Origin of the sequence: Aurantiacibacter atlanticus, assembly GCF_001077815.2 — a bacterium.
GTDB classification, from domain to species: Bacteria; Pseudomonadota; Alphaproteobacteria; order Sphingomonadales; family Sphingomonadaceae; genus Alteraurantiacibacter; species Alteraurantiacibacter atlanticus.
In genome coordinates this window covers 2,626,840-2,644,691 of sequence record NZ_CP011310.1, presented here as the reverse complement: position 1 = coordinate 2,644,691, position 17,852 = coordinate 2,626,840, and the positions used below count along the sequence as shown (strand labels likewise).

General features: G+C 57.3%; 27 protein-coding genes. 15 read left to right on the top strand and 12 right to left on the bottom strand.

Going from position 1 to position 17,852, the window contains the following annotated elements:
- The first annotated feature begins 290 nt into the window (after positions 1 to 290).
- From CP97_RS12930 to CP97_RS12915, 4 genes are all read left to right on the top strand, one after another.
- Positions 291 to 1,346, top strand: a complete 1,056-nt coding sequence (locus CP97_RS12930) for a DGQHR domain-containing protein (protein WP_048886299.1) — start codon at positions 291 to 293, stop codon at positions 1,344 to 1,346.
- Positions 1,330 to 2,127 carry a hypothetical protein gene (locus tag CP97_RS12925; protein WP_048886298.1) on the top strand — a complete coding sequence of 266 codons (798 nt, stop codon included), beginning with the start codon at positions 1,330 to 1,332 and terminating at the stop codon, positions 2,125 to 2,127. Before CP97_RS12930 ends, CP97_RS12925 begins: the two co-directional genes overlap by 17 nt.
- Positions 2,128 to 2,245: 118 nt before the next feature.
- A complete protein-coding gene (locus tag CP97_RS12920) occupies positions 2,246 to 2,791 on the top strand; it encodes a helix-turn-helix domain-containing protein (protein ID WP_048886297.1) in 546 nt (181 codons plus the stop codon).
- A 201-nt stretch (positions 2,792 to 2,992) separates the two neighbouring features.
- Positions 2,993 to 3,304 carry a hypothetical protein gene (locus tag CP97_RS12915; RefSeq protein ID WP_048886296.1) on the top strand — a complete coding sequence of 104 codons (312 nt, stop codon included), beginning with the start codon at positions 2,993 to 2,995 and terminating at the stop codon, positions 3,302 to 3,304.
- A 66-nt stretch (positions 3,305 to 3,370) separates the two neighbouring features.
- Here the strand turns inward: CP97_RS12915 and CP97_RS12910 are convergent, their stop codons facing one another.
- Positions 3,371 to 3,835, bottom strand: coding sequence for a YaiI/YqxD family protein (locus CP97_RS12910; protein ID WP_174539168.1), 465 nt, complete (start codon positions 3,833 to 3,835; stop codon positions 3,371 to 3,373).
- Positions 3,836 to 4,208: 373 nt separating this feature from the next.
- On the opposite strand from CP97_RS12910, the gene CP97_RS12905 reads away from it, so the two are divergent.
- Together CP97_RS12905 and CP97_RS12900 are read left to right on the top strand one after the other, a co-directional pair.
- The gene (locus CP97_RS12905) at positions 4,209 to 4,421 is read left to right on the top strand and encodes a cold-shock protein (RefSeq protein WP_048886295.1); all 213 of its coding nucleotides are present in this window, start codon (positions 4,209 to 4,211) and stop codon (positions 4,419 to 4,421) included.
- Positions 4,422 to 4,510: 89 nt separating this feature from the next.
- Positions 4,511 to 4,759: a hypothetical protein gene (locus CP97_RS12900; RefSeq protein WP_048886294.1), complete on the top strand. Its 249-nt coding sequence runs from the start codon at positions 4,511 to 4,513 to the stop codon at positions 4,757 to 4,759.
- Between the two features lie 46 nt (positions 4,760 to 4,805).
- On the opposite strand, the gene CP97_RS12895 is transcribed toward CP97_RS12900, so the two are convergent.
- Positions 4,806 to 5,444, bottom strand: a complete 639-nt coding sequence (locus tag CP97_RS12895) for a hypothetical protein (protein ID WP_048886293.1) — start codon at positions 5,442 to 5,444, stop codon at positions 4,806 to 4,808.
- Between the two features lie 123 nt (positions 5,445 to 5,567).
- Between CP97_RS12895 and CP97_RS12890 the strand changes: the two genes are divergently transcribed.
- Complete coding sequence (locus CP97_RS12890; RefSeq protein WP_048886292.1) at positions 5,568 to 6,017, top strand: DUF3429 domain-containing protein; 450 nt, start codon at positions 5,568 to 5,570, stop codon at positions 6,015 to 6,017.
- Between the two features lie 30 nt (positions 6,018 to 6,047).
- Positions 6,048 to 6,479, top strand: a complete 432-nt coding sequence (locus CP97_RS12885; RefSeq protein WP_048887005.1) for a COG3650 family protein — start codon at positions 6,048 to 6,050, stop codon at positions 6,477 to 6,479.
- A 27-nt stretch (positions 6,480 to 6,506) separates the two neighbouring features.
- On the opposite strand, the gene CP97_RS12880 is transcribed toward CP97_RS12885, so the two are convergent.
- Complete coding sequence (locus CP97_RS12880; RefSeq protein ID WP_048886291.1) at positions 6,507 to 7,940, bottom strand: S41 family peptidase; 1,434 nt, start codon at positions 7,938 to 7,940, stop codon at positions 6,507 to 6,509.
- A gap of 245 nt (positions 7,941 to 8,185) precedes the next feature.
- Between CP97_RS12880 and CP97_RS12875 the strand changes: the two genes are divergently transcribed.
- Both CP97_RS12875 and CP97_RS12870 read left to right on the top strand, forming a co-directional pair.
- Entirely contained in the window at positions 8,186 to 8,800 is a 615-nt protein-coding gene (locus CP97_RS12875; RefSeq protein WP_048886290.1) for a YbhB/YbcL family Raf kinase inhibitor-like protein, read from the top strand.
- 50 nt (positions 8,801 to 8,850) lie between these two features.
- Positions 8,851 to 9,102 (top strand): SWIB/MDM2 domain-containing protein, encoded by a 252-nt coding sequence (locus CP97_RS12870; protein ID WP_048886289.1) that lies wholly within the window; start codon positions 8,851 to 8,853, stop codon positions 9,100 to 9,102.
- A gap of 92 nt (positions 9,103 to 9,194) precedes the next feature.
- On the opposite strand, the gene CP97_RS12865 is transcribed toward CP97_RS12870, so the two are convergent.
- Positions 9,195 to 9,632 carry a DoxX family protein gene (locus tag CP97_RS12865; RefSeq protein ID WP_082863826.1) on the bottom strand — a complete coding sequence of 146 codons (438 nt, stop codon included), beginning with the start codon at positions 9,630 to 9,632 and terminating at the stop codon, positions 9,195 to 9,197.
- A complete protein-coding gene (locus CP97_RS12860; RefSeq protein ID WP_048887004.1) occupies positions 9,632 to 10,069 on the bottom strand; it encodes a cupin domain-containing protein in 438 nt (145 codons plus the stop codon). The genes CP97_RS12865 and CP97_RS12860 overlap by 1 nt, the downstream gene beginning before the upstream one ends.
- A gap of 59 nt (positions 10,070 to 10,128) precedes the next feature.
- On the opposite strand from CP97_RS12860, the gene CP97_RS12855 reads away from it, so the two are divergent.
- On the top strand, positions 10,129 to 11,388 hold the full coding sequence (locus CP97_RS12855) for a dipeptidase (protein ID WP_048886287.1): 1,260 nt from the start codon (positions 10,129 to 10,131) through the stop codon (positions 11,386 to 11,388).
- Between the two features lie 40 nt (positions 11,389 to 11,428).
- Here the strand turns inward: CP97_RS12855 and CP97_RS12850 are convergent, their stop codons facing one another.
- The 7 genes from CP97_RS12850 to CP97_RS12820 all read right to left on the bottom strand — a co-directional run bounded on the left by CP97_RS12850 (position 11,429) and on the right by CP97_RS12820 (position 14,907).
- Positions 11,429 to 11,626: a DUF3008 family protein gene (locus tag CP97_RS12850; RefSeq protein ID WP_048886286.1), complete on the bottom strand. Its 198-nt coding sequence runs from the start codon at positions 11,624 to 11,626 to the stop codon at positions 11,429 to 11,431.
- Positions 11,626 to 11,853 carry a hypervirulence associated TUDOR domain-containing protein gene (locus tag CP97_RS12845; protein WP_048886285.1) on the bottom strand — a complete coding sequence of 76 codons (228 nt, stop codon included), beginning with the start codon at positions 11,851 to 11,853 and terminating at the stop codon, positions 11,626 to 11,628. The genes CP97_RS12850 and CP97_RS12845 overlap by 1 nt, the downstream gene beginning before the upstream one ends.
- 31 nt (positions 11,854 to 11,884) lie before the next feature.
- Positions 11,885 to 12,166 carry a hypothetical protein gene (locus CP97_RS12840; RefSeq protein WP_048886284.1) on the bottom strand — a complete coding sequence of 94 codons (282 nt, stop codon included), beginning with the start codon at positions 12,164 to 12,166 and terminating at the stop codon, positions 11,885 to 11,887.
- A 105-nt stretch (positions 12,167 to 12,271) separates the two neighbouring features.
- Complete coding sequence (dapD, locus tag CP97_RS12835; protein WP_048886283.1) at positions 12,272 to 13,111, bottom strand: 2,3,4,5-tetrahydropyridine-2,6-dicarboxylate N-succinyltransferase; 840 nt, start codon at positions 13,109 to 13,111, stop codon at positions 12,272 to 12,274.
- Between the two features lie 111 nt (positions 13,112 to 13,222).
- Positions 13,223 to 13,822 carry a guanylate kinase gene (gene gmk / locus CP97_RS12830; protein ID WP_236780924.1) on the bottom strand — a complete coding sequence of 200 codons (600 nt, stop codon included), beginning with the start codon at positions 13,820 to 13,822 and terminating at the stop codon, positions 13,223 to 13,225.
- A 107-nt stretch (positions 13,823 to 13,929) separates the two neighbouring features.
- On the bottom strand, positions 13,930 to 14,355 hold the full coding sequence (locus tag CP97_RS12825; RefSeq protein ID WP_227819600.1) for a hypothetical protein: 426 nt from the start codon (positions 14,353 to 14,355) through the stop codon (positions 13,930 to 13,932).
- 39 nt (positions 14,356 to 14,394) lie between these two features.
- Positions 14,395 to 14,907 (bottom strand): SspB family protein, encoded by a 513-nt coding sequence (locus CP97_RS12820; RefSeq protein WP_048886281.1) that lies wholly within the window; start codon positions 14,905 to 14,907, stop codon positions 14,395 to 14,397.
- Positions 14,908 to 15,036: 129 nt separating this feature from the next.
- On the opposite strand from CP97_RS12820, the gene hisB reads away from it, so the two are divergent.
- From hisB to hisF, 4 genes are all read left to right on the top strand, one after another.
- Entirely contained in the window at positions 15,037 to 15,630 is a 594-nt protein-coding gene (gene hisB, locus CP97_RS12815) for an imidazoleglycerol-phosphate dehydratase HisB (RefSeq protein WP_048886280.1), read from the top strand.
- A 77-nt stretch (positions 15,631 to 15,707) separates the two neighbouring features.
- Positions 15,708 to 16,337: an imidazole glycerol phosphate synthase subunit HisH gene (hisH, locus tag CP97_RS12810; protein WP_048886279.1), complete on the top strand. Its 630-nt coding sequence runs from the start codon at positions 15,708 to 15,710 to the stop codon at positions 16,335 to 16,337.
- On the top strand, positions 16,334 to 17,059 hold the full coding sequence (hisA, locus tag CP97_RS12805; RefSeq protein WP_048886278.1) for a 1-(5-phosphoribosyl)-5-[(5-phosphoribosylamino)methylideneamino]imidazole-4-carboxamide isomerase: 726 nt from the start codon (positions 16,334 to 16,336) through the stop codon (positions 17,057 to 17,059). Before hisH ends, hisA begins: the two co-directional genes overlap by 4 nt.
- Positions 17,056 to 17,820: an imidazole glycerol phosphate synthase subunit HisF gene (hisF, locus tag CP97_RS12800; RefSeq protein WP_048886277.1), complete on the top strand. Its 765-nt coding sequence runs from the start codon at positions 17,056 to 17,058 to the stop codon at positions 17,818 to 17,820. Before hisA ends, hisF begins: the two co-directional genes overlap by 4 nt.
- Positions 17,821 to 17,852: the final 32 nt, after the last annotated feature.

The window sequence follows — 17,852 nt, the reverse complement described above, 5'->3', positions numbered from 1 at the left end:
CTACGCCTTCAAGCAAAATGCCGACCCCGACAGCTTTCTCGAAGCCACCGCATCGGGCGTGGACATTGCGGAAGCCAGCCGTAAAGCCGCGCTGAAAGGCATGGAGGAGATGAGCGCGCTGTTTAAGGCGAAGGGCGAGAAGTTGGATTTGCCAAAAGATTGAAGTGCGGCTTGATGCCACGCCTAGGCTTGTTGCCTTCGATTGAAATTCAATTACATTCCCAAAGTTCCGCTTAATTCCACCGCCTCGCGATTCTAACCGCTTAGACTTGGTCTTTAGAAAGAAAAATATGGCAGCGAAGAGCAAACAATTTAAAGCTGAATATATTGAGGTATCGCTAGATGGCGTAAGGGCTTTCACTTTTCCGATGAAAGTAAAAGATCTCTTGCAGATTTATTACGTTGCTGTGCGCGGTATTGATGATGAGGAAGGCGCCGTGCAACGACCTTTGAGTAAGCGACGGGTGCAAAGTATAAAAGACTATATTTTACAAGGTAACACATTCTTTAATTCATTTATATTGAATTGGACGGAAGAATCGTCGAACGTCGAATTCAATTCGGGCAAAGTTTCTTTTGATCTGATCTCTTCTGCTGCGCAGGCTATCGACGGACAGCATAGATTGGCGGGGCTAGAAGATGCGATGGAGGAAAATGTTGAGGTGGGAGAGCGCACTGTCATTGTGACCCTTTGTGTCGGACTAAGCACCCAACAAGCAGCAACCATCTTCTTGAATATCAATACCGAGCAACGGCCGGTGCCGAAGAGCCTTCTATACGATCTCTTCGGTGAAGTTGGAAATGATCCAAAGCACGCAATAAATAGAGCTCGCGACATCGCACAAGCTTTGAATGACGATCCAGATTCACCTTTGTATCGATTGATCAAATTTCCCGGCTCACCCCGCGGGGTTGGAAAAATCGAACTTTCCACTTTTGTGACCGCCTTGAAAAAAGGTCTTGAGCCAGATGGAGAGTTTGGCAAGCGAGGTTTGAAATCGCTTGAGCATCAGACGGTCGTAGTAAGTAATTATTTTAAAGCAATTCGACGGCCGTATCAGGATGAAAAGCTGTGGGGCAACGGAACACAGAACCCATTTCTTCGAGCTGCTGGCTTCAATGGCGCGATCGAATTTCTGCTCGAAAAGCTAATTTTCAAATGTGCGGAAAAGGGTTCTTTCACAGTCGAGACGATTGGCTCAATACTAAAGCTTGAAGAGGAAGAACTTTTGACATGGGAAGACCTGAAGGGTCAGGATGGCAAGACTGCGAGAAGAAATGTCGTCGCTTACTTAGAGCGTGGAATGACAAAATCTATAGAAAACAAGGATGCTTACAGCTTCTAAACGCGCTGCATGCCAGCGCTACTTTGAGGAGAAGTTCGGGGTCTCTTCGCCAGAGGATCTAGCGATATTTCGCGACGAGCTTCGCGCTCACAGGATCACTCTCGCTGATGAGCAAGCATTGCGCGATCATTCAGATTCGGACGCACTCGCATCGTACGAACGAGCGGCACTATCGCTCCTTCAAGCTGTCTGCGATCTTCAGAAGGGTGATCGGCTTTGGGCGGCAGTTAAACTCTACTATTCAGTTTTCTATTCGCTAAAAACCGAAATATTGCTGGAGCGTTATACTCCTATTCGTGCCGGGAGGGTTCTAATTTTCGATTGCAAGCAAGGCGAATTCTGCAAGCAATATAATGGCCGATCGTCTGGTGACCATGGTTTGGCAATCGCTTTGGCTAAACGTTATTTTTCTGAATCAGATGTCCTGCAATCTCAATCGATAGATGGCATCATGACCTATGAATGGTTGAAGTCAGTCCGTGAGGTCGTGCAGTATAGGTTGCGACGTCCACCAGAATTAGAAAAGTTCGATCCTTTTTTTTCTGACGAACAGTGGGACTTGGGGAATCAAATCGAGACGTTTCTTGCCGACACAGAGCCATACTATGCTTTTGATGCAGATTATGCTGCTCTAGCTATTCCAGTGAAAAGATTCCAGCTTACATCACAGAGACTAATGAATGAAAATATGAATTTGGATAGCGAATTCCGATCATACCTGGACCGCTATTTCGAGGCAGGTTCGCTTTCAAACCGTTTCCAAGCGCTTCTTCCGAGCTGATCAGATTTTTAACGAAATTGGTTGCAAAATCGCGGGCCGCCTCACGCTATCAACTGTTGCACGTGCGTGAATCACTACCCCTTTCCTACACCCCCGCACCTGTGCCTCGCTCAAGCGCATGACACATCACACATCGATCACTCCCGTCGCCCACTCCACACCAGCCGAAATCCAGCCGCGCCATGATGGCTGGACGCTGCCCAAGCAGGCGGAATTTCTCCGTCAGCTTGCTGCCACCCACAATGTCGCGCAGGCGGCGCGGCATGTGGGGATGAGCCGGCAGTCGGCCTATCGCTTGCGCAATCGGTTGAAGGGCGAGCCGTTCGATATTGCGTGGGATTGCGCCTTCCGGCGGCAGTATGATGCACTGGCGCAGGCCGCGTTGGAGCGGGCGCTGAACGGGGTGGAGGTGCCGCATTTTCACAAGGGCGAGCTGGTGCATGTCTCGCGCCGTTATGACGAGCGGCTCACCGTGGCGCTGCTCGCCATGCAGGACCGGCTCACCCCGATTGCCCGACCGCGCCATTACGAGCACGAAAACATGCCGACAGACGATTTCGAGGTGCTGGTGGAGCGCGTGGAGGAAGGCGAGGAGCTTTGGGCAGAGGCGGCGGAGGATAGCGGGCAGGCGAGCGATCCCCCGGCAGAGCCGCACGAGGTCTGAAAAACGCCCGCGCAATGTGTCACCCTGTCATTATGCCTGAAAAATGGCGCAAAAGTACGGTTTTCGGGTGTTTCAGGCGGGTGACACGGTGTCACCTTCGTCACCCTGTCGCCAATCCTTTGCGGGGCGATTTGCAAATGCCCGGTGGATGGATGATCAATGTTTGTTGCAGTGCAACATTTCCGCCCCTATAGACCGTCCATGAACCAAACATCCGACCCGATCACCCCCGATTTCTGGAACCGCATCGCTCTCGACACATGGAACATGTGGTTCGAAGCTTCGCAAGTCGTGTGGCTGCGCAGCATGCGGCTGGCAGGCGGGGGCAGGGTCGGTGAACGCGAATCGCGCCGGATGGTGAATGAAAAGCTTGCCGCCCCGTGGGAACTGGCCTTCGGCCTGGTTTTCGATCCCGCGACATACGGGCAGAACGGCGCGCAGCATGTCGCTGGCGAATCTGTCAGGCATTATGGCGCTAAAGTCAGCGCCAACAGGCGCCGCCTTTCACGCTGATAGCCAAGGGTAAGGGGCGCGAAGGTTTCGTCAGCACCCTCTGCAGGGCCATTGCGCAGGGCGAGCCTAGCGCAGGTTCACAAGCACCCGATCAAGCGATTGCAGGAAACGCGAACGGTCCGCCTTGCTGAAGGGGGGAGGGCCGCCGCCAATACCGTCCATGCCGCTGCGCAGGTCCGCCATGATGGCGCGGGTCGCAATTACGCTGCCGATGCTGGCCTGGTCAAACTCGCGTCCGTCATGCGCCAACACCCGGGCGCCTGCCTCCAGGCATCGCTGGGCAAGGAGGATATCGGCGGTGATGACGATGCTGTGCGGGCCTGCCTGTTCGGCGATCCAATCATCGGCGGCATCGAATGTGTCGGCCACCACCACGCGTTTTATCCGCTCGCTCACCGGGACGCGGAAAGGGGCATTGCTGACCACGCGAACCTGCGCGGAAAAACGGTCTGCCACGCGGTATATCTCATCCTTCACCGGACAGGCATCGGCATCCACGAGGATGGTGATCTGGGAAGCGGTGGCCGTCATTGCGCAACATGCTGCTGGCGGGCGCGATCGGAGGATCCGTCACGGGCAGGTATGGCGAGCAGGGCAAGCAACGATCTTGGGGCTGTCATGAAAGGCATATGGGCGCGATTGCACCGGTCGACAATGTCAGTGCCCAGAAGGTATGGAACAGCAATCATTAGGTAATCTGCGCAAGTCATGCTATATGCACCGCTGCTGACGTCGGAATTTGCGACGGACTTCGAACTTTGCGCATCGCCGCTTGCCCGATAGCTTCCATGCAGAGGGCCCCGGCGTTAACCTGACGACGACTTCCTTTCCCATGACGATTTGACGCATACCCGCGCCGCATTTCGTGGCTAGGCAACCAGACGTTCTTTGAAAGGAACACATTATGTCGAAGACCGGCACCGTAAAATTCTTCAACACAGACAAGGGCTATGGTTTCATCCAGCCTGACGATGGCTCGAACGACAGCTTCGTGCACATCTCCGCCGTGCAGGCCGCCGGCATGCAGACGCTCGATAAGGAACAGCGCCTGAACTATGATGTTGAGCAGGGCCGCAATGGCAAGGAAAGCGCAGTAAACCTGTCTGCTGCTGACTAATATTGTCGATCCGCTGATTGGACCGGGCGCGATTTTGATCGCGTCCGGTCTGGTCACGGCCCACCCGCCCTTCCTTTCGGAGCAAAGCCATGTCCCAATCTTTCGCATTCTATGACCAGCGCGCCAGCGATGCAGCTGACGCCGCGCAGGCCGCAACATTGGATAATGTGCGCGAACGCAATCTCCGGGCAGAGAAGACGTGGCGGGCCCTTGCGGATCAGGCCAAGAAGGTGGAGGGCGACCGCAAGAAAGCTGCAGCCGTCCGCCAGGAGCGGCTTGATCGCGAAGCTGCCGAAGCTGCCGAAACTTCTGAAATAGCGGTGGTCCAGCAGGCCTAGCTGCTTACGCGAAGGCCGGTGCAAATTTGCACGCGGAATAGAGTATCTATTGCGAGGCGAGCACAGCACCTACGTCAATAATGTGTGGGAGCGGTCCACTATTCGATCTTGAAGCCATTGTCTGGGGATGCTTGGCCTGTGATCTTACAGACAGATCCGTAACATCGCTTGTTAACGGCGCTGGCGCATTCGCACTGCCTGATGCCGATGACACAGCAGTATTCCTGCCAGTATATTCACCTTCCGATCCTGCATATTGCGGCGCAACGCGCTGTGCGGGGGCATGGTGATTAGCCCTGACAAATTGAGGCTGTTGCGCATCGAGATTTACCGCCTTTAGGCTGCCTGCCCGCATATCCACCTCATAGGCATCCCTTGCGGCCAACTCTGCTTTGAAAGCGGCATCTCTTGCTTCGATAGCACGATAGCGATCAGCATGTCGGCCACGCCGCGCGAGATCGGCCACATCAACCCGACCTTCTGGCGTCTCCAGCGCGTAATGATCGGGTAGCCGCTCGCGGGTCTGCGGGCCGGAGTTGTGATCAACTGCAATTGGATTGTCGGGCAGAACGGCAGAAAAATCTTCATACCCGCCCGTCGGATCGGTCCCGACGCGGGTGCCGACAAGAGCCCCTGCAAGTGGCACGGCGATGGCTGCGCCCAGTAAATAATACGAAACCTTCATCACGCGAACTCCGCTCGATAATCTTTCATTTCCTGCCAACGGCCTGGCTGGCTGGAGGGTTCCAACCTGCGTGGCCCCCAAGGGGGCTGGCTTCATGTCGATCGCGGCGCTAGGAATTGGCAGATGGCATCCATTCCGCATTTCGCTCGAATATCAGGGATCGCCGGACTTTTCCCGCAACTTGCCTGCGCAGCTGCTGTCTGGATTGGGCCGGAAGAATGGCGCTGGACGGCACTGGCATTCGGCTGGGCCTATGCGGCGATCATTTTCACTTTCCTTGGTGGCACATGGTGGGGAATGGCCTCGGCATCCCCAGACGAAGCGCGCCGGGCACCACGATGGATATGGATCGCCGCGATCGCGCCCAGCATGATAGCGCTGGCGACATATCTTCCCTGGGTGGTGGGGGGAACCTGGCCTGCGCCGTCATTATTCGTTCTGGGCGTGGCCATTGTCTTGAGCCCGCTTGTCGACCAGCGGATGGTCACCGTTCGGCCAAGCTGGTGGATGATGCTGCGTGTGCCATTGTCGCTGGGGCTGGGCGGGGCAACTCTGGCAATCGCGCTGAGTTGATCGTCACATCGTATTCTCGAAAGGGTGTTCATGAAAAACTACGCCGGGCTTTTTCTTGCGAGTATTGCCCTTGCCGCCTGCCAGCAGGGTGAGAGTAGCGGCGTGCCGGGTGATACATCCGATACGCAGCCCTATAATGGCATTGCAGAGGAGACGGTGCTGCACATCATCGGGACAGAACCTTTCTGGAGGGCGCAGATCGCAGATCACTCTCTCACATGGTCGACGCCCGAAAATGTGGATGGGGTGACAGTGCCGGTGGAACGGTTCGCGGGGCGCGGCGGCGTTTCCTTCAGCGGACAAATGGATGGCGCGGCGCTGGATGCTGCGATTACGCCAGGTGCCTGTTCAGACGGGATGAGCGACCGGACATATCCCTTCACCGCCACGATAGAGATCGGCAAAACCCAATACAGAGGCTGCGCCTGGCGCGAGGGGGAGGACGAGTTGGGCGAGCCCTAAGCTGACACAAGGGGCCTTCGCCGGACGTCAATACAATCCAGGGACTTCGTGTTGCGCGGCAGACCTGCCTTCCAGTGCTGGCATAAGCACGCCGCTGTTGATGGCGGATTGGACAGTTGTGCGAGTGGAGGCAATCGCCGTGCAGCCGCGTCCGGCAAGATAATCGAGCGCAGTGGAGACCATCGCTTCCTCCGGATCGCCCAGCTGACGCGTAATATCGTCGCTGGCGCGACATGTGTTGGGAACAGTGGCGGCCAGCCCGTTGAAATAATCTCCATTGCCATCGGCATTTTCAATCTGGATGGTGACGACGCGCAGCCGATCATCACATGCAGTAAGATCAAAGGCAGATTGTCCCACCGGCTTGCCAAAGGTGTTGGAGCCGACAAGCGCGATATCATTGACCCATGGCTGCATGCCGTTGATCACCAACTCGCTGGCAGAGGCGGTAGAACCTGTGCCGATGAAGGCGATTTTAGTTGGGGCGATTGACTGCGCGACGGGGGTAAAACGATAGATCTCATTGCGATTGGATTTTGACGGTCGCCAGGTGCTCTGTTCAAAAACCTGGCCGCCAAGATTGCGGCCCATCAAATTGCCCATCAATTCGGCAATGTTAATCGCACCACCGCCATTATAACGGAAATCAATTATGAGTTCGGTGACACCTTCGTTTCGGAAATCTTCAAAGGCTGCGCGCAAATCAGGATCGGCGGGCTGAATGAATGTCCGCAAGTTGAGATAGCCGATTTTCCTGGCGCCATCGGTGATGAGCTTGGCGCCATAGCGATCCGACACCGGATCGAGCGCGAATTCGGTCTTGGTCAAGGGCGCCTCGCGCACCACGCCCGATTGGTCACGAATGCTCAACACGCGGGTGGTGCCCGCCGTGTTTGGCCCCAGTGCATCGGAAACGGCCGCAGGGCCGCCCGCCGCCATCAGGGTATCGACGCTCTGTATATCTGCCGAGGAGGTGCCGATACCTAGAATTTCCGTGCCGCGATCCATTTTCGCGCCCAACGCGGCTGTCCCCTCGAATGTTTCGATTACGAAGACGCGGAGATTGGTAGTGTCGTACCTCAGTCGAACGCCAAATCCGGCAGTCGCACCGCTGTTGGAAAAGGCATTTTCCTCCGCAATCGACATCACATAGGAAAAGAAGCGATCCTTTGATTGCGCCCGCGCGGGGGCAACCAGCGCATCAATATACTCCTGGAGATTGGTGAAATCTGATTTGCTTGCCGACGTGTTGAGCAAGGTGGGAAACAGATACCATTCGTTGAAGGCAGCAAGCGTAAAATCCTGCCGGGCGGACAGCGAACATGCGGATATTCCTGTCGTCGGGGTGGGGGTTGGTGCGGGCGCAACTGTGCCTGCGTTGTTATTGCTTCCACCGCCTCCACCACAGGATACAAGCAATGCGAGGCAGGCGAGCGAAATGGCGGTTGATGGTGTGCGCATAATTTGTCCCTGTATTTCAGCTAATTAAAGAAAATTGGATCTTTGGACTTTCGCTCCTGGATTGGCAGGAGGCACCATCATCATCGGTCATGTCGGAATCTAGACCTGAAGAAACCACCTTGCATTTCCAACCCTTCGACAGTCTGAACGGAAACTGCGCTTGCAATGGCGCGAAGCAAGCGGCACATCGCAGGGCCTTCTATCCGTAAATGCGCCGATCGCGCCACTCCAGCTAAGGAAAGCAAATGTCCGATACTCCCCCTGCATGGCTCGCCAAGGCTCTGGGCAAGGCACCAGGAGAATTGCGTGCCGGCCACACCAAGCTGGTGGCGGCAAAGCTGGGCGGCGAAGATTTGCTGGGCAAGGGCGGGTTCTCGCTTTCGTCAGCCGCCTTCCGCGCGCAAGAGGAACTGGACCCCAGCTTCACCGCCGATGAAGAAGATGCCGTCGCTCCCCCGCTGGAGTGGTCGGCCCCACCACCCGGCACTCAGGAATTGGTCCTGATTGTCGAAGACGCCGATTTTCAGACAGGGGAACCTTTCTGCCATTGGCTGGTCTGGGGCCTGCCGGGGCAGCGCGCGCAATTGCTGGAGGGCGAAGCCCCTCCGCGCGTCGGGAAGAACTCTTTCGGCAATTCGGAATGGCTTTTGCCGGACCCGCCCACGGGCGATGATCCGCATGATTACGTGTTCCAGTTATTTGCCCTTGATCTGCCCCTGACACTGATGCCGGGGGCGAGTCGTGAGCAACTTGTTGCGTCGATGGAAGGCCATGTTATGGGTCTTTCCATGATTACAGCGACTTATGCCCGCGAAGAAGGCGGGGATTATGATTGGGATGATAGCGACGAAGATAAATAAGTGGTGCTAGGCTGAAGCCCGGCTTTTTTGACTGAAAGGAAACCTCGAAGATGGCTGCCAAGAACAATGCTCTCAACAAACCGGTGACTCTGTCATCGGAGCTGGAGAACGTGGTCGGCAAGGGTCCGATGACCCGTGCACAGGTCACCAGTAAGGTTTGGGAACACATCAAGGCCAATGATCTGCAGGACGCCAATGACCGCCGGATGATCAATCCGGATGCCAAGCTGGGTGCGGTGATCGGCAAGGACCAGATCTCTATGTTCAAGATGACGGCTGCGGTGTCCAAACACCTGACCTGATAAAGGTCCGTTCATTTGAATACGCAAACGGGCGGGAAGCAATGCGCTTCCCGCCCGTTTGTCTTGGGTCGCTTTGGTCCGCAACATTGCTGTCAGCTGCGGAGTTCATCTCCGGGTGTGGCCTTGCGTGCCTTGCGCCGGAATTTGAACGGCCAGTCGATCACATCTCCCACCCATAGTGCCAGCCAGATGATGATCGGCTGCACAATCAGGCGCGGAATGTGGTACGAAAGTCCCCAGCCACCGCCAGCTTGCGCCATGTCGATCAGCATGTGATTGATATTGGCCGGCCAAACACACAATGCGTAAAGCGCTAGCCCGATACCGCCACACTGTCGCAGCCGATGGGATACAGGCTGGATAAGAGCGATGGCACCGGCAATTTCGGCAAGGCCGGTCCACATGATGACCTTGCCGGGCGCAGGCACCCAGCCGGGCGTTATCATCATGAAGGGCGCAGGATCCACGATATGGCGATAGCCGGCATAGGCGTAGAACGCGGCCAGCAAATATTTGAGCATCGTGCGCATTATGCGTCAGGCCGCCATGCGGGCGGGGCAAGTGTAAACCCTTCGAATTCAAACCCGGGGGAGACGACGCAGGACACAAGCGCAAAACCGTGATCTCCCGGTATCACGCGCGCTGCCTGCCAATCACCGGCGTAGACCACCTGTTGCGCGACATGGCCTCCAAGCAGATCCGGACCGAGAATGGAGCGATCCACTTCGGCGCTGTCCCGCATGCTGGTGGAAAGCTGCAGCGGATCGCCAGAATGCCACAGCCACAGTTCTGCCGCATCGACCGTGTGCCAATGCGATAACTGGTCCGCTTCCAGCAGAAAATAGATCAGCGTCGCGCTGGCGCGTTCGCCTTGGGTCGCATCGGCGCGCCAGGTTTCACGATACCAACCCCCTTCGGGATGCGGAGCGAGTTTCAGCTGGGCAATCAAGTCTTTGGCACAGACCATGGGTGTGTTCCTGAGATAAGCTATTGCCATACAACGTTTGGACGCGATACTTGGTGCCCATGATCAAGACCCTGTTTGCAGCCAGCCTGCTGGCCACCGCCATGCTCTCCCCCCATTTTGTCAGCGCGCAGGATAGGCCGGAGGACATTGCCGCCGCAGCGCTGGAAGCTGCCCCTGTGTGGGACGGGCATAATGATGTGCCCTACGCCCTGCGTCGCCGGCATGAGAACATGCTTGTCGATTTCGATTTCCATGACACGCTGCAAGGCGAGGCGTGGACGCCGGAAGAAATGCACACTGATCTGGCGCGTCTCCTGGAAGGGCAGGTCGGCGCGCAATTCTGGTCAGTCTATGTGCCCGCCTCGCTGGAAGAACCGCAGGCGGTGCAAACCACGCTGGAACAGATCGACATCACCAAGCGTCTGATCGCCGCCTACCCGCAGCAGCTGGCGCTTGCGCTGGATGCGGATGATGTTGCCGCTGCCGTTGAACAGGGGCGCATCGCGTCACTAATCGGGATGGAAGGCGGACATTCGATCGGGTCGAGCCTGGCGGTTCTGCGCCAGATGTATGATTTGGGCGCCCGTTACATGACGCTGACGCACAGCAGCAACACGCCTTGGGCTGACAGCGCAACCGATGATCCGGAGCATGGTGGGCTGACCGATTTTGGCGTGTCAGTGGTGCGTGAAATGGCGCGGCTGGGCATGCTGGTGGATCTGAGCCACGTCTCGGCTGCCACCATGCATGATGCGCTGGACGTGGTTGGCGCTCCGGTGATTTTCAGCCATTCGGGCGCGCAGGCGATCAATGGCCATGCACGCAATGTGCCCGATGACGTGCTCGCTCGCCTGCCCGACAATGGCGGGATCGTGATGGTAGTGGGCCTGCCCGGATATTTGAGTGAGGCGCAGCGCGAATGGTACGCCGCACGGTCAGCAGAACAGGCGCGGCTGGAGGCGTGGTGGCAGGGACGACCTGATCTTGTCACTGCGGGCATGGAGGCTTGGAATACGGCCAATCCGAGCCCGCCAGCCACAATTTCCGACATGGCTGACCATATCGACCATATTCGCGACACATCGGGGATCGAGCATATCGGCATTGGCGGCGATTATGACGGGATGCCCAACGGTCCTGTCGGTATGGAGGACGTGACCGGCTATCCGGCGCTTTTCACGGAACTGGCGCAGCGCGGCTATTCACAGGACGATCTGGAGAAGATATCCTTTCGCAACATGATGCGTGTAATGCGCAATGCAGAAGACTTCGCGGCCAGCAAGGCAGATATGGCGCCGCTCGAAACTCCGGTGGACTGAAGATTCGCAAGCGGGGCGCGAAGGGCAAGCCTTCTGGGGCTCAGTCCTTGTCGTCGTCGCCCGCTTTTTCAGGCAAGTCATCATGACTGGTGCTGGCAAGATCTTCCAGCTCGGCCTCGCTCATGGAATCATACATCTCTTTCGATGCGCCCTTGAGGTCCCCGACCTTGGTTTCGCCGCGCTTGGCGGAAAGTGCGGCACCTGCCGCCTTTTGCTGGGCTTGTGATTGCGCGGGCATTAGCTTCCTGCCTTCAATTCAGAACCGAGCTTGAGCACGGCGTCACCATCTTCCTGTTTGATGAGATAGGCAGGATTTTTCTCGCTACCCTTGCGCGTGATTTCAGAGCCTTTCAGCGTGCGTTTCACTTCCCGCTCGAACCGTTCTTCCACTTGACCACTGGCAGTGCCGCTGCCCCAGTCCCACTCGACATATTGATTAGCTCTAAAGCTGTTGGGTTTATTCATGCGGCACCTGTTCATTTGCCAGTTGAGAAAATTACTCTGGATCGGCGGCGTCTAGTTCAGCGGCATTATTGTCTTCATCCATCAGCACGCCATCATTCGCGGCATCACTTTGCGAAGCTTCGATATTGCCGGTTTGTGTGATGGCTGCTTCCTCATCGCTTTGTGTCGCGGCGCCAAAGATCCAGATGCCGGACAGGATAAGAATCGCGCCCAGCAGGCTGAGGAGAAGAATCCAGCGTACAACACCTTCCTTGGTGCCGCCTGACGCCTCGTCCTCCTCAATATGAATCTCGTCTCTTTCTTGATTGCTCATGCCAATGGCCCTGATGTTTGTGTTCTTGCCCGGACTACGGGCGAATTTGTCGTTAGTTCCGCAATGCTGTGAACCACGGAGCAAAGTCTATCACAAGAAGCTGGCTTATTCGCGCAGCAGTTCATTTATGCCCGTCTTCGAACGGGTTTGCGCGTCAACGGTCTTGACGATTACTGCGCAATAAAGGGAAGGGCCGGGCGTGCCATCGGGCAATGTCTTGCCGGGCAGCGCGCCGGGCACCACCACCGCATAGGGCGGCACCTCACCGCGGTGGACCTCGCCCGTGGCGCGGTCGATAATCTTGGTTGAACTGCCAAGATAGACGCCCATTGAAAGCACTGCGCCTTCGCCCACGCGCACTCCTTCTGCAACTTCCGAACGTGCACCGATGAATGCACCATCGCCGATTACCACCGGGCCTGCCTGCAAGGGTTCCAGAACCCCGCCAATGCCCGCACCGCCCGAAATGTGCACATTCTTGCCGATCTGCGCGCATGAACCCACTGTTGCCCATGTGTCGACCATCGTGCCTTCATCGACATAGGCGCCGATATTGACAAAGCTTGGCATCAGCACGGTTCCTGCTGCGATATAGCTGCCGCGCCGTGCCACTGCGCCTGGCACCACGCGAAAACCAGCCTCGGTAAAGCGATCCTTGCCCCAACCGGCAAATTTGGAAGAAACCTTGTCAAACGCGGGCGCACCGGCAGCGCCGCCATCCATCACGCGGTTATCATAAAGGCGGAATGACAATAGCACCGCCTTCTTGAGCCATTCGTTGACCTGCCAGCCGCCCTGGTCATCAGGCTCTGCCACGCGGGCATTTCCGCTATCGAGCATCTCGATCGTTTCATCGACAGCGCGGCGAAGGTCGGCATCCGCCGGGTTGAGTTCGGCGCGGTTTTCCCACGCATCCTCGATCATGGTGACGAGTTCGGTGGTCATCTTGGCTTCTCCTGTCGCACTGCTGTGAAAGAGCAGGCGGCTAGCGCGTGGCGCGGCGGTGCACAAGTCTGCTGATGTGCTGGGTAACTTGGCACTGCGGACAGTGGGCTATCAACTGATAAGCTTGCGCGTGAAATCGACCAATCCGGTGCCCCGGATACGGCGCAGCCTTTCAGCGTGGAGGATGGTGCACACCCGTTCAAAGCAGGTGCCCAGATCATCATTCACCACGACATAATCATATCCATCCCAATGGCTGATCTCGTCGCGGGCGCGGGCCATGCGCCCGGCAATGACATCAGGATCATCAGTGCCCCGATCGCGCAGGCGGCGTTCCAACTCCTCAATGCTGGGGGGGAGCAGGAAGACGGATACCACATCGGCCCCTGCGCGCTGCGAAAGTTGCTGCGCGCCCTGCCAGTCAACATCGAACAGAAAATCGTCACCGCGCTCCAGCCCGGCCTTTATGCTGGCCCGCGGGGTGCCGTAAAAATTGCCGAATACCTGCGCCCATTCCATGAACGCATCATCATCCACCATGGCACGAAAATCGTCCTGTGCGGTGAAGTAATAGTCGCGGCTCTCTACCTCGCCATCGCGCATGGGGCGCGTCGTGACCGATACTGACATGCGCAGATTGGCATCTTCAGCCAGCAGACGGCGAGCGATAGTCGTCTTGCCCGCACCGCTGGGCGAAGAAAGAATGAACATCAGTCCCCGACGGGGGAGGAAGGGCTTGGAAGGGTTGGCCATCATCGCTGTTGGCGCAAGCTGCATTGGTAAATCAACCCCGGATATACCAGGACAGGCAGTTGTCGTCAGATCATGCTATCGGGATCGGCCTGCTCACGCAGAGTCTTGTCGCCATTGCGCTCCGCCTTGCGCCGGCTTTGGCTACGGTCGAACAGGGTCTTCGCCAGTAATCCGGTGGAAACCAGTGCAAAGCCCGGTATTGAGCGGGTAGCAACCTTGGTGACCCCATAGGCAGCAAGGGTCTGAACAATAGAACGGTTCTCTACGGCATCCTTGGCAAATTCACGGCCATATTGCCGGCCCAGAAGCGCCTTTTCTACCGCCATGCGCGATAAACGGCCCACGCTGCGTAATACGATATCGTGAATGACAAGGTTGGTTGCCGGGTTCGGGCTTGGCCCGGGAACATGGTTTGCTTCAATGCCCGCAGCATTCGCGGCATCGTCCATCATATCGGCGGTTTTGTCGGTCAGGTGAGAAGGTTCAGACACAGAAGTTAGCCCTGGTTGACGGGCGTGCGTGCCCGCGTACTATTTCTTGCGGCCGAAATCGACCGTGACGACATTGGAGCCGTCTTCCGTCTGACCAATGTCCGACGTGCCATCCTGTTCCGCATCGCCTGACCCGTCATTCTCTGCATCTTCGTGCTCTGTCGGCTCATTATCGTCCACAGACGCCTGAAATTGCAGACCAAAATCGACAGCCGGATCGACGAATGCGGTGATGGCAGAGAAGGGTATGACCAGTTTTGACGGTGTCTGATTGAAGCTCAACCCGACCGAGAAACCGGTTTCGGTGACATTGAGATCCCAGAACTTGTTTTGGAGCACGATTGTCATTTCATCGGGAAAGCGCTCGCGCAGCGAATTGGGCACATCCACCCCGACAGCACCTGTCTTAAAGGTGATGTAGAAATGGTGCGTGCCGGGCAAGGTCCCGCCCGTTTGCTCCACCGATCCGAGGACGCGGCCTACCACGGCCCGTAAGGCTTCCTGCACGATCTCGTCATAGGGGATCAGGCTGTCTGGCGTATCGTCGCTCATGCAAGCGTAGGTGGCGGCGACGTGGTCCAAGGTCAAGCGGCAATTGGCGGCTAATACACCGTATTTCTACTGCAGCAAACCAGCCAGACCGCTTGCGCATGGCGACAGGCACCCTATAGGCTGGCAACCATGCGCAAAGGCCGAATAGAACGGAAAACCAAGGAAACCAGCATCCTCGTCGAGGTCGATCTTGACGGGACGGGCGACTATGCCATTTCGACGGGCATCGGTTTCCTCGATCACATGGTCGAACAATTCAGTCGTCATTCCTTGATCGATGTTTCGCTGAAGGTAGATGGCGATCTGCATGTCGATCAGCACCACACCACCGAAGACAGCGCAATTGCTTTGGGGCAGGCGCTGGCACAGGCGTTGAGCGAGAAGGCGGGTATCGGCCGATATGGTGAGGCGCATTCACCTATGGATGAAACGCTGGCGCGCGTGGTGCTGGATATTTCCGGCCGCCCCTATCTTGTCTGGAAGGCCCGATTCACGCAGGAAAAGCTGGGCGAATGGGATACAGAGCTGATCGAGCACTGGTTCCATTCGGTCGCGCAATCGGCCGGGCTGACGCTGCATTGCCAGGTGCTCTACGGCAGTAACAACCACCACATTTGCGAAGCGCTTTATAAAGGATTTGCCCGCGCCATGCGGCAGGCTGTAGAACTTGATACGCGCAAGGGCGGCGCGGTGCCGAGCACCAAGGGGCAATTGGGTGGATAGACAACGTCAGTTGCAAGGCCGTCGGGCTGTCTGCCAGTTGAGGACCGCGCGCCCGAACGGACGTGCGCAATATTACAATGGCTGAGGCTATTGCGCTGATAGATTACGGCGCGGGCAATCTGCATTCTGTCTATAATGCCCTCAAATCTGCCGGTGCCGAACATATCGCCGTGACTGATGATCCGGTGCTGGTGCGCGGTGCCAAGCGGATTGTGCTTCCCGGCGTCGGTAGCTTTCGTGCCTGTTATGAAGGCCTGACAAGCATTCCCGGCATGGTGGCTGCGCTGGAAGAACGCGTTCTGGGTGCCAATGTGCCGTTCCTCGGCATTTGTGTGGGCATGCAATTGATGGCGACGCGCGGGCTGGAACATGGGGAATGCCCAGGCCTCAACTGGATCGCGGGCGAAGTGCGCCGTATCAGCAGGACCGATCCTGCCATCCGCGTGCCCCACATGGGCTGGAATGATGTCGCGCTCACGCCGCATCATGGCGATCATGGATTGATTGAGGAAGGGGAAGCCTATTTCCTCCATTCCTACCACTTCGTGCCCGATAATGGCCATGATATCGCCGCCATGACCGATCACGGCGGCGGGCTGGTGGCGGCCGTGGCGCGTGACAATATCATTGGCGTGCAATTCCATCCGGAAAAAAGCCAGGCTTACGGGCTCGATCTGCTGCGCAATTTCCTGGAGTGGAACCCATGATTATTTTTCCCGCGATTGATCTGAAGGGTGGCGAAGTCGTGCGCCTGGCCGAAGGCGATATGGACCGCGCCACCGTTTATGGTGATGACCCTGCCGCGCAGGCGTTGCTGTTCGCCGAAGCAGGTGCGGAGCATGTCCATGTCGTCGATCTCGACGGCAGTTTTGCCGGTCGCGCAGAAAATCGTGAGGCGGTGGAAGCAATCGTCGAGGTATTTCCCGGTTATGTCCAATTGGGCGGCGGCATTCGTGACGCGGCTGGAGTGGAAGGCTGGTTCAAGCTGGGTGTAGCGCGGATCGTGATGGGCAGCGCGGCGCTGAAAAATCCTGAATTCGTCAAGGACATGGCGAAGGAATGGGAAGGCGGCATCGTCGTTGCCGTAGATGCGCGCGATGGCATGGTCGCAACAGAAGGTTGGGCGGAAGTGTCCGATGTTCCGGTGCGCGACATGGCGCGAAGGTTCGAGGATGCGGGCGTTGCCAGCCTGCTGTTTACTGACATTGGCCGTGATGGGCTGCTGAAAGGCTGCAATGTCGATGCGACGGTGGAGCTGGCACGCAGTGTCGATATCCCCGTGATCGCTAGCGGCGGCGTGAAGGGGCTGGACGATATTCACATGCTTGCATTGCATCGCGATGAAGGCATTGAAGGCGTGATTACCGGGCGCGCGCTTTATGAAGGGCGGCTCGATCTGGCGACTGCGATTGCGATGGCAAATCGATGACCGTCCGCATCCGTGTCATCCCCTGTCTCGACGTTGCCGATGGGCGCGTGGTGAAGGGCGTGAATTTCGTTGACTTGAAGGACGCGGGCGATCCGGTGGAGCAGGCGCAAGCCTATAGCGTCGCGGGCGCGGATGAGCTGTGCTTCCTCGATATTTCCGCCACCCATGAAGGGCGCGGCACATTGCTCGATATCGTAAGACGCACTGCGGAGGTGTGCTTCATGCCTCTGACAGTAGGGGGCGGTGTTTCAAGCGTGGAAGATGTGCGCGCATTACTACTGGCAGGGGCAGACAAGGTTGCAGTCAATTCCGCCGCCGTGAAGCGTCCTGAAATCATGGCCGACATCGCTGATCGCATGGGCAGCCAATGCGCAGTTGCCAGCGTCGATGCACGCCGCGTTGCAAAGGGGCGTTGGGAAATCTTCACCCATGGCGGAAGGCGCGAAACGGGGATCGATGCTGTAGATCACGCAGTGCGGCTGGCAGAGCTTGGCGCAGGCGAATTGCTGGTCACCAGCATGGATGGTGACGGGACCAAGGCGGGATATGATCTTGAGCTTACCCGCGCCATTTCAGATGCCGTATCCGTGCCCGTTGTCGCCAGCGGCGGGGTCGGCAATTTGCAGCATCTGGTCGATGGCGTGACAATGGGCGGGGCAAACGCGGTGCTGGCGGCAAGCATATTCCACTTCGGAAATCACACGATCGCAGAGGCGCATGCGGCCTTGCGCGCCGCAGGACTTCCGGCGCGTTCCACCTGAAGGTTCAGCGCATGGCACCGTTCAATTACTGC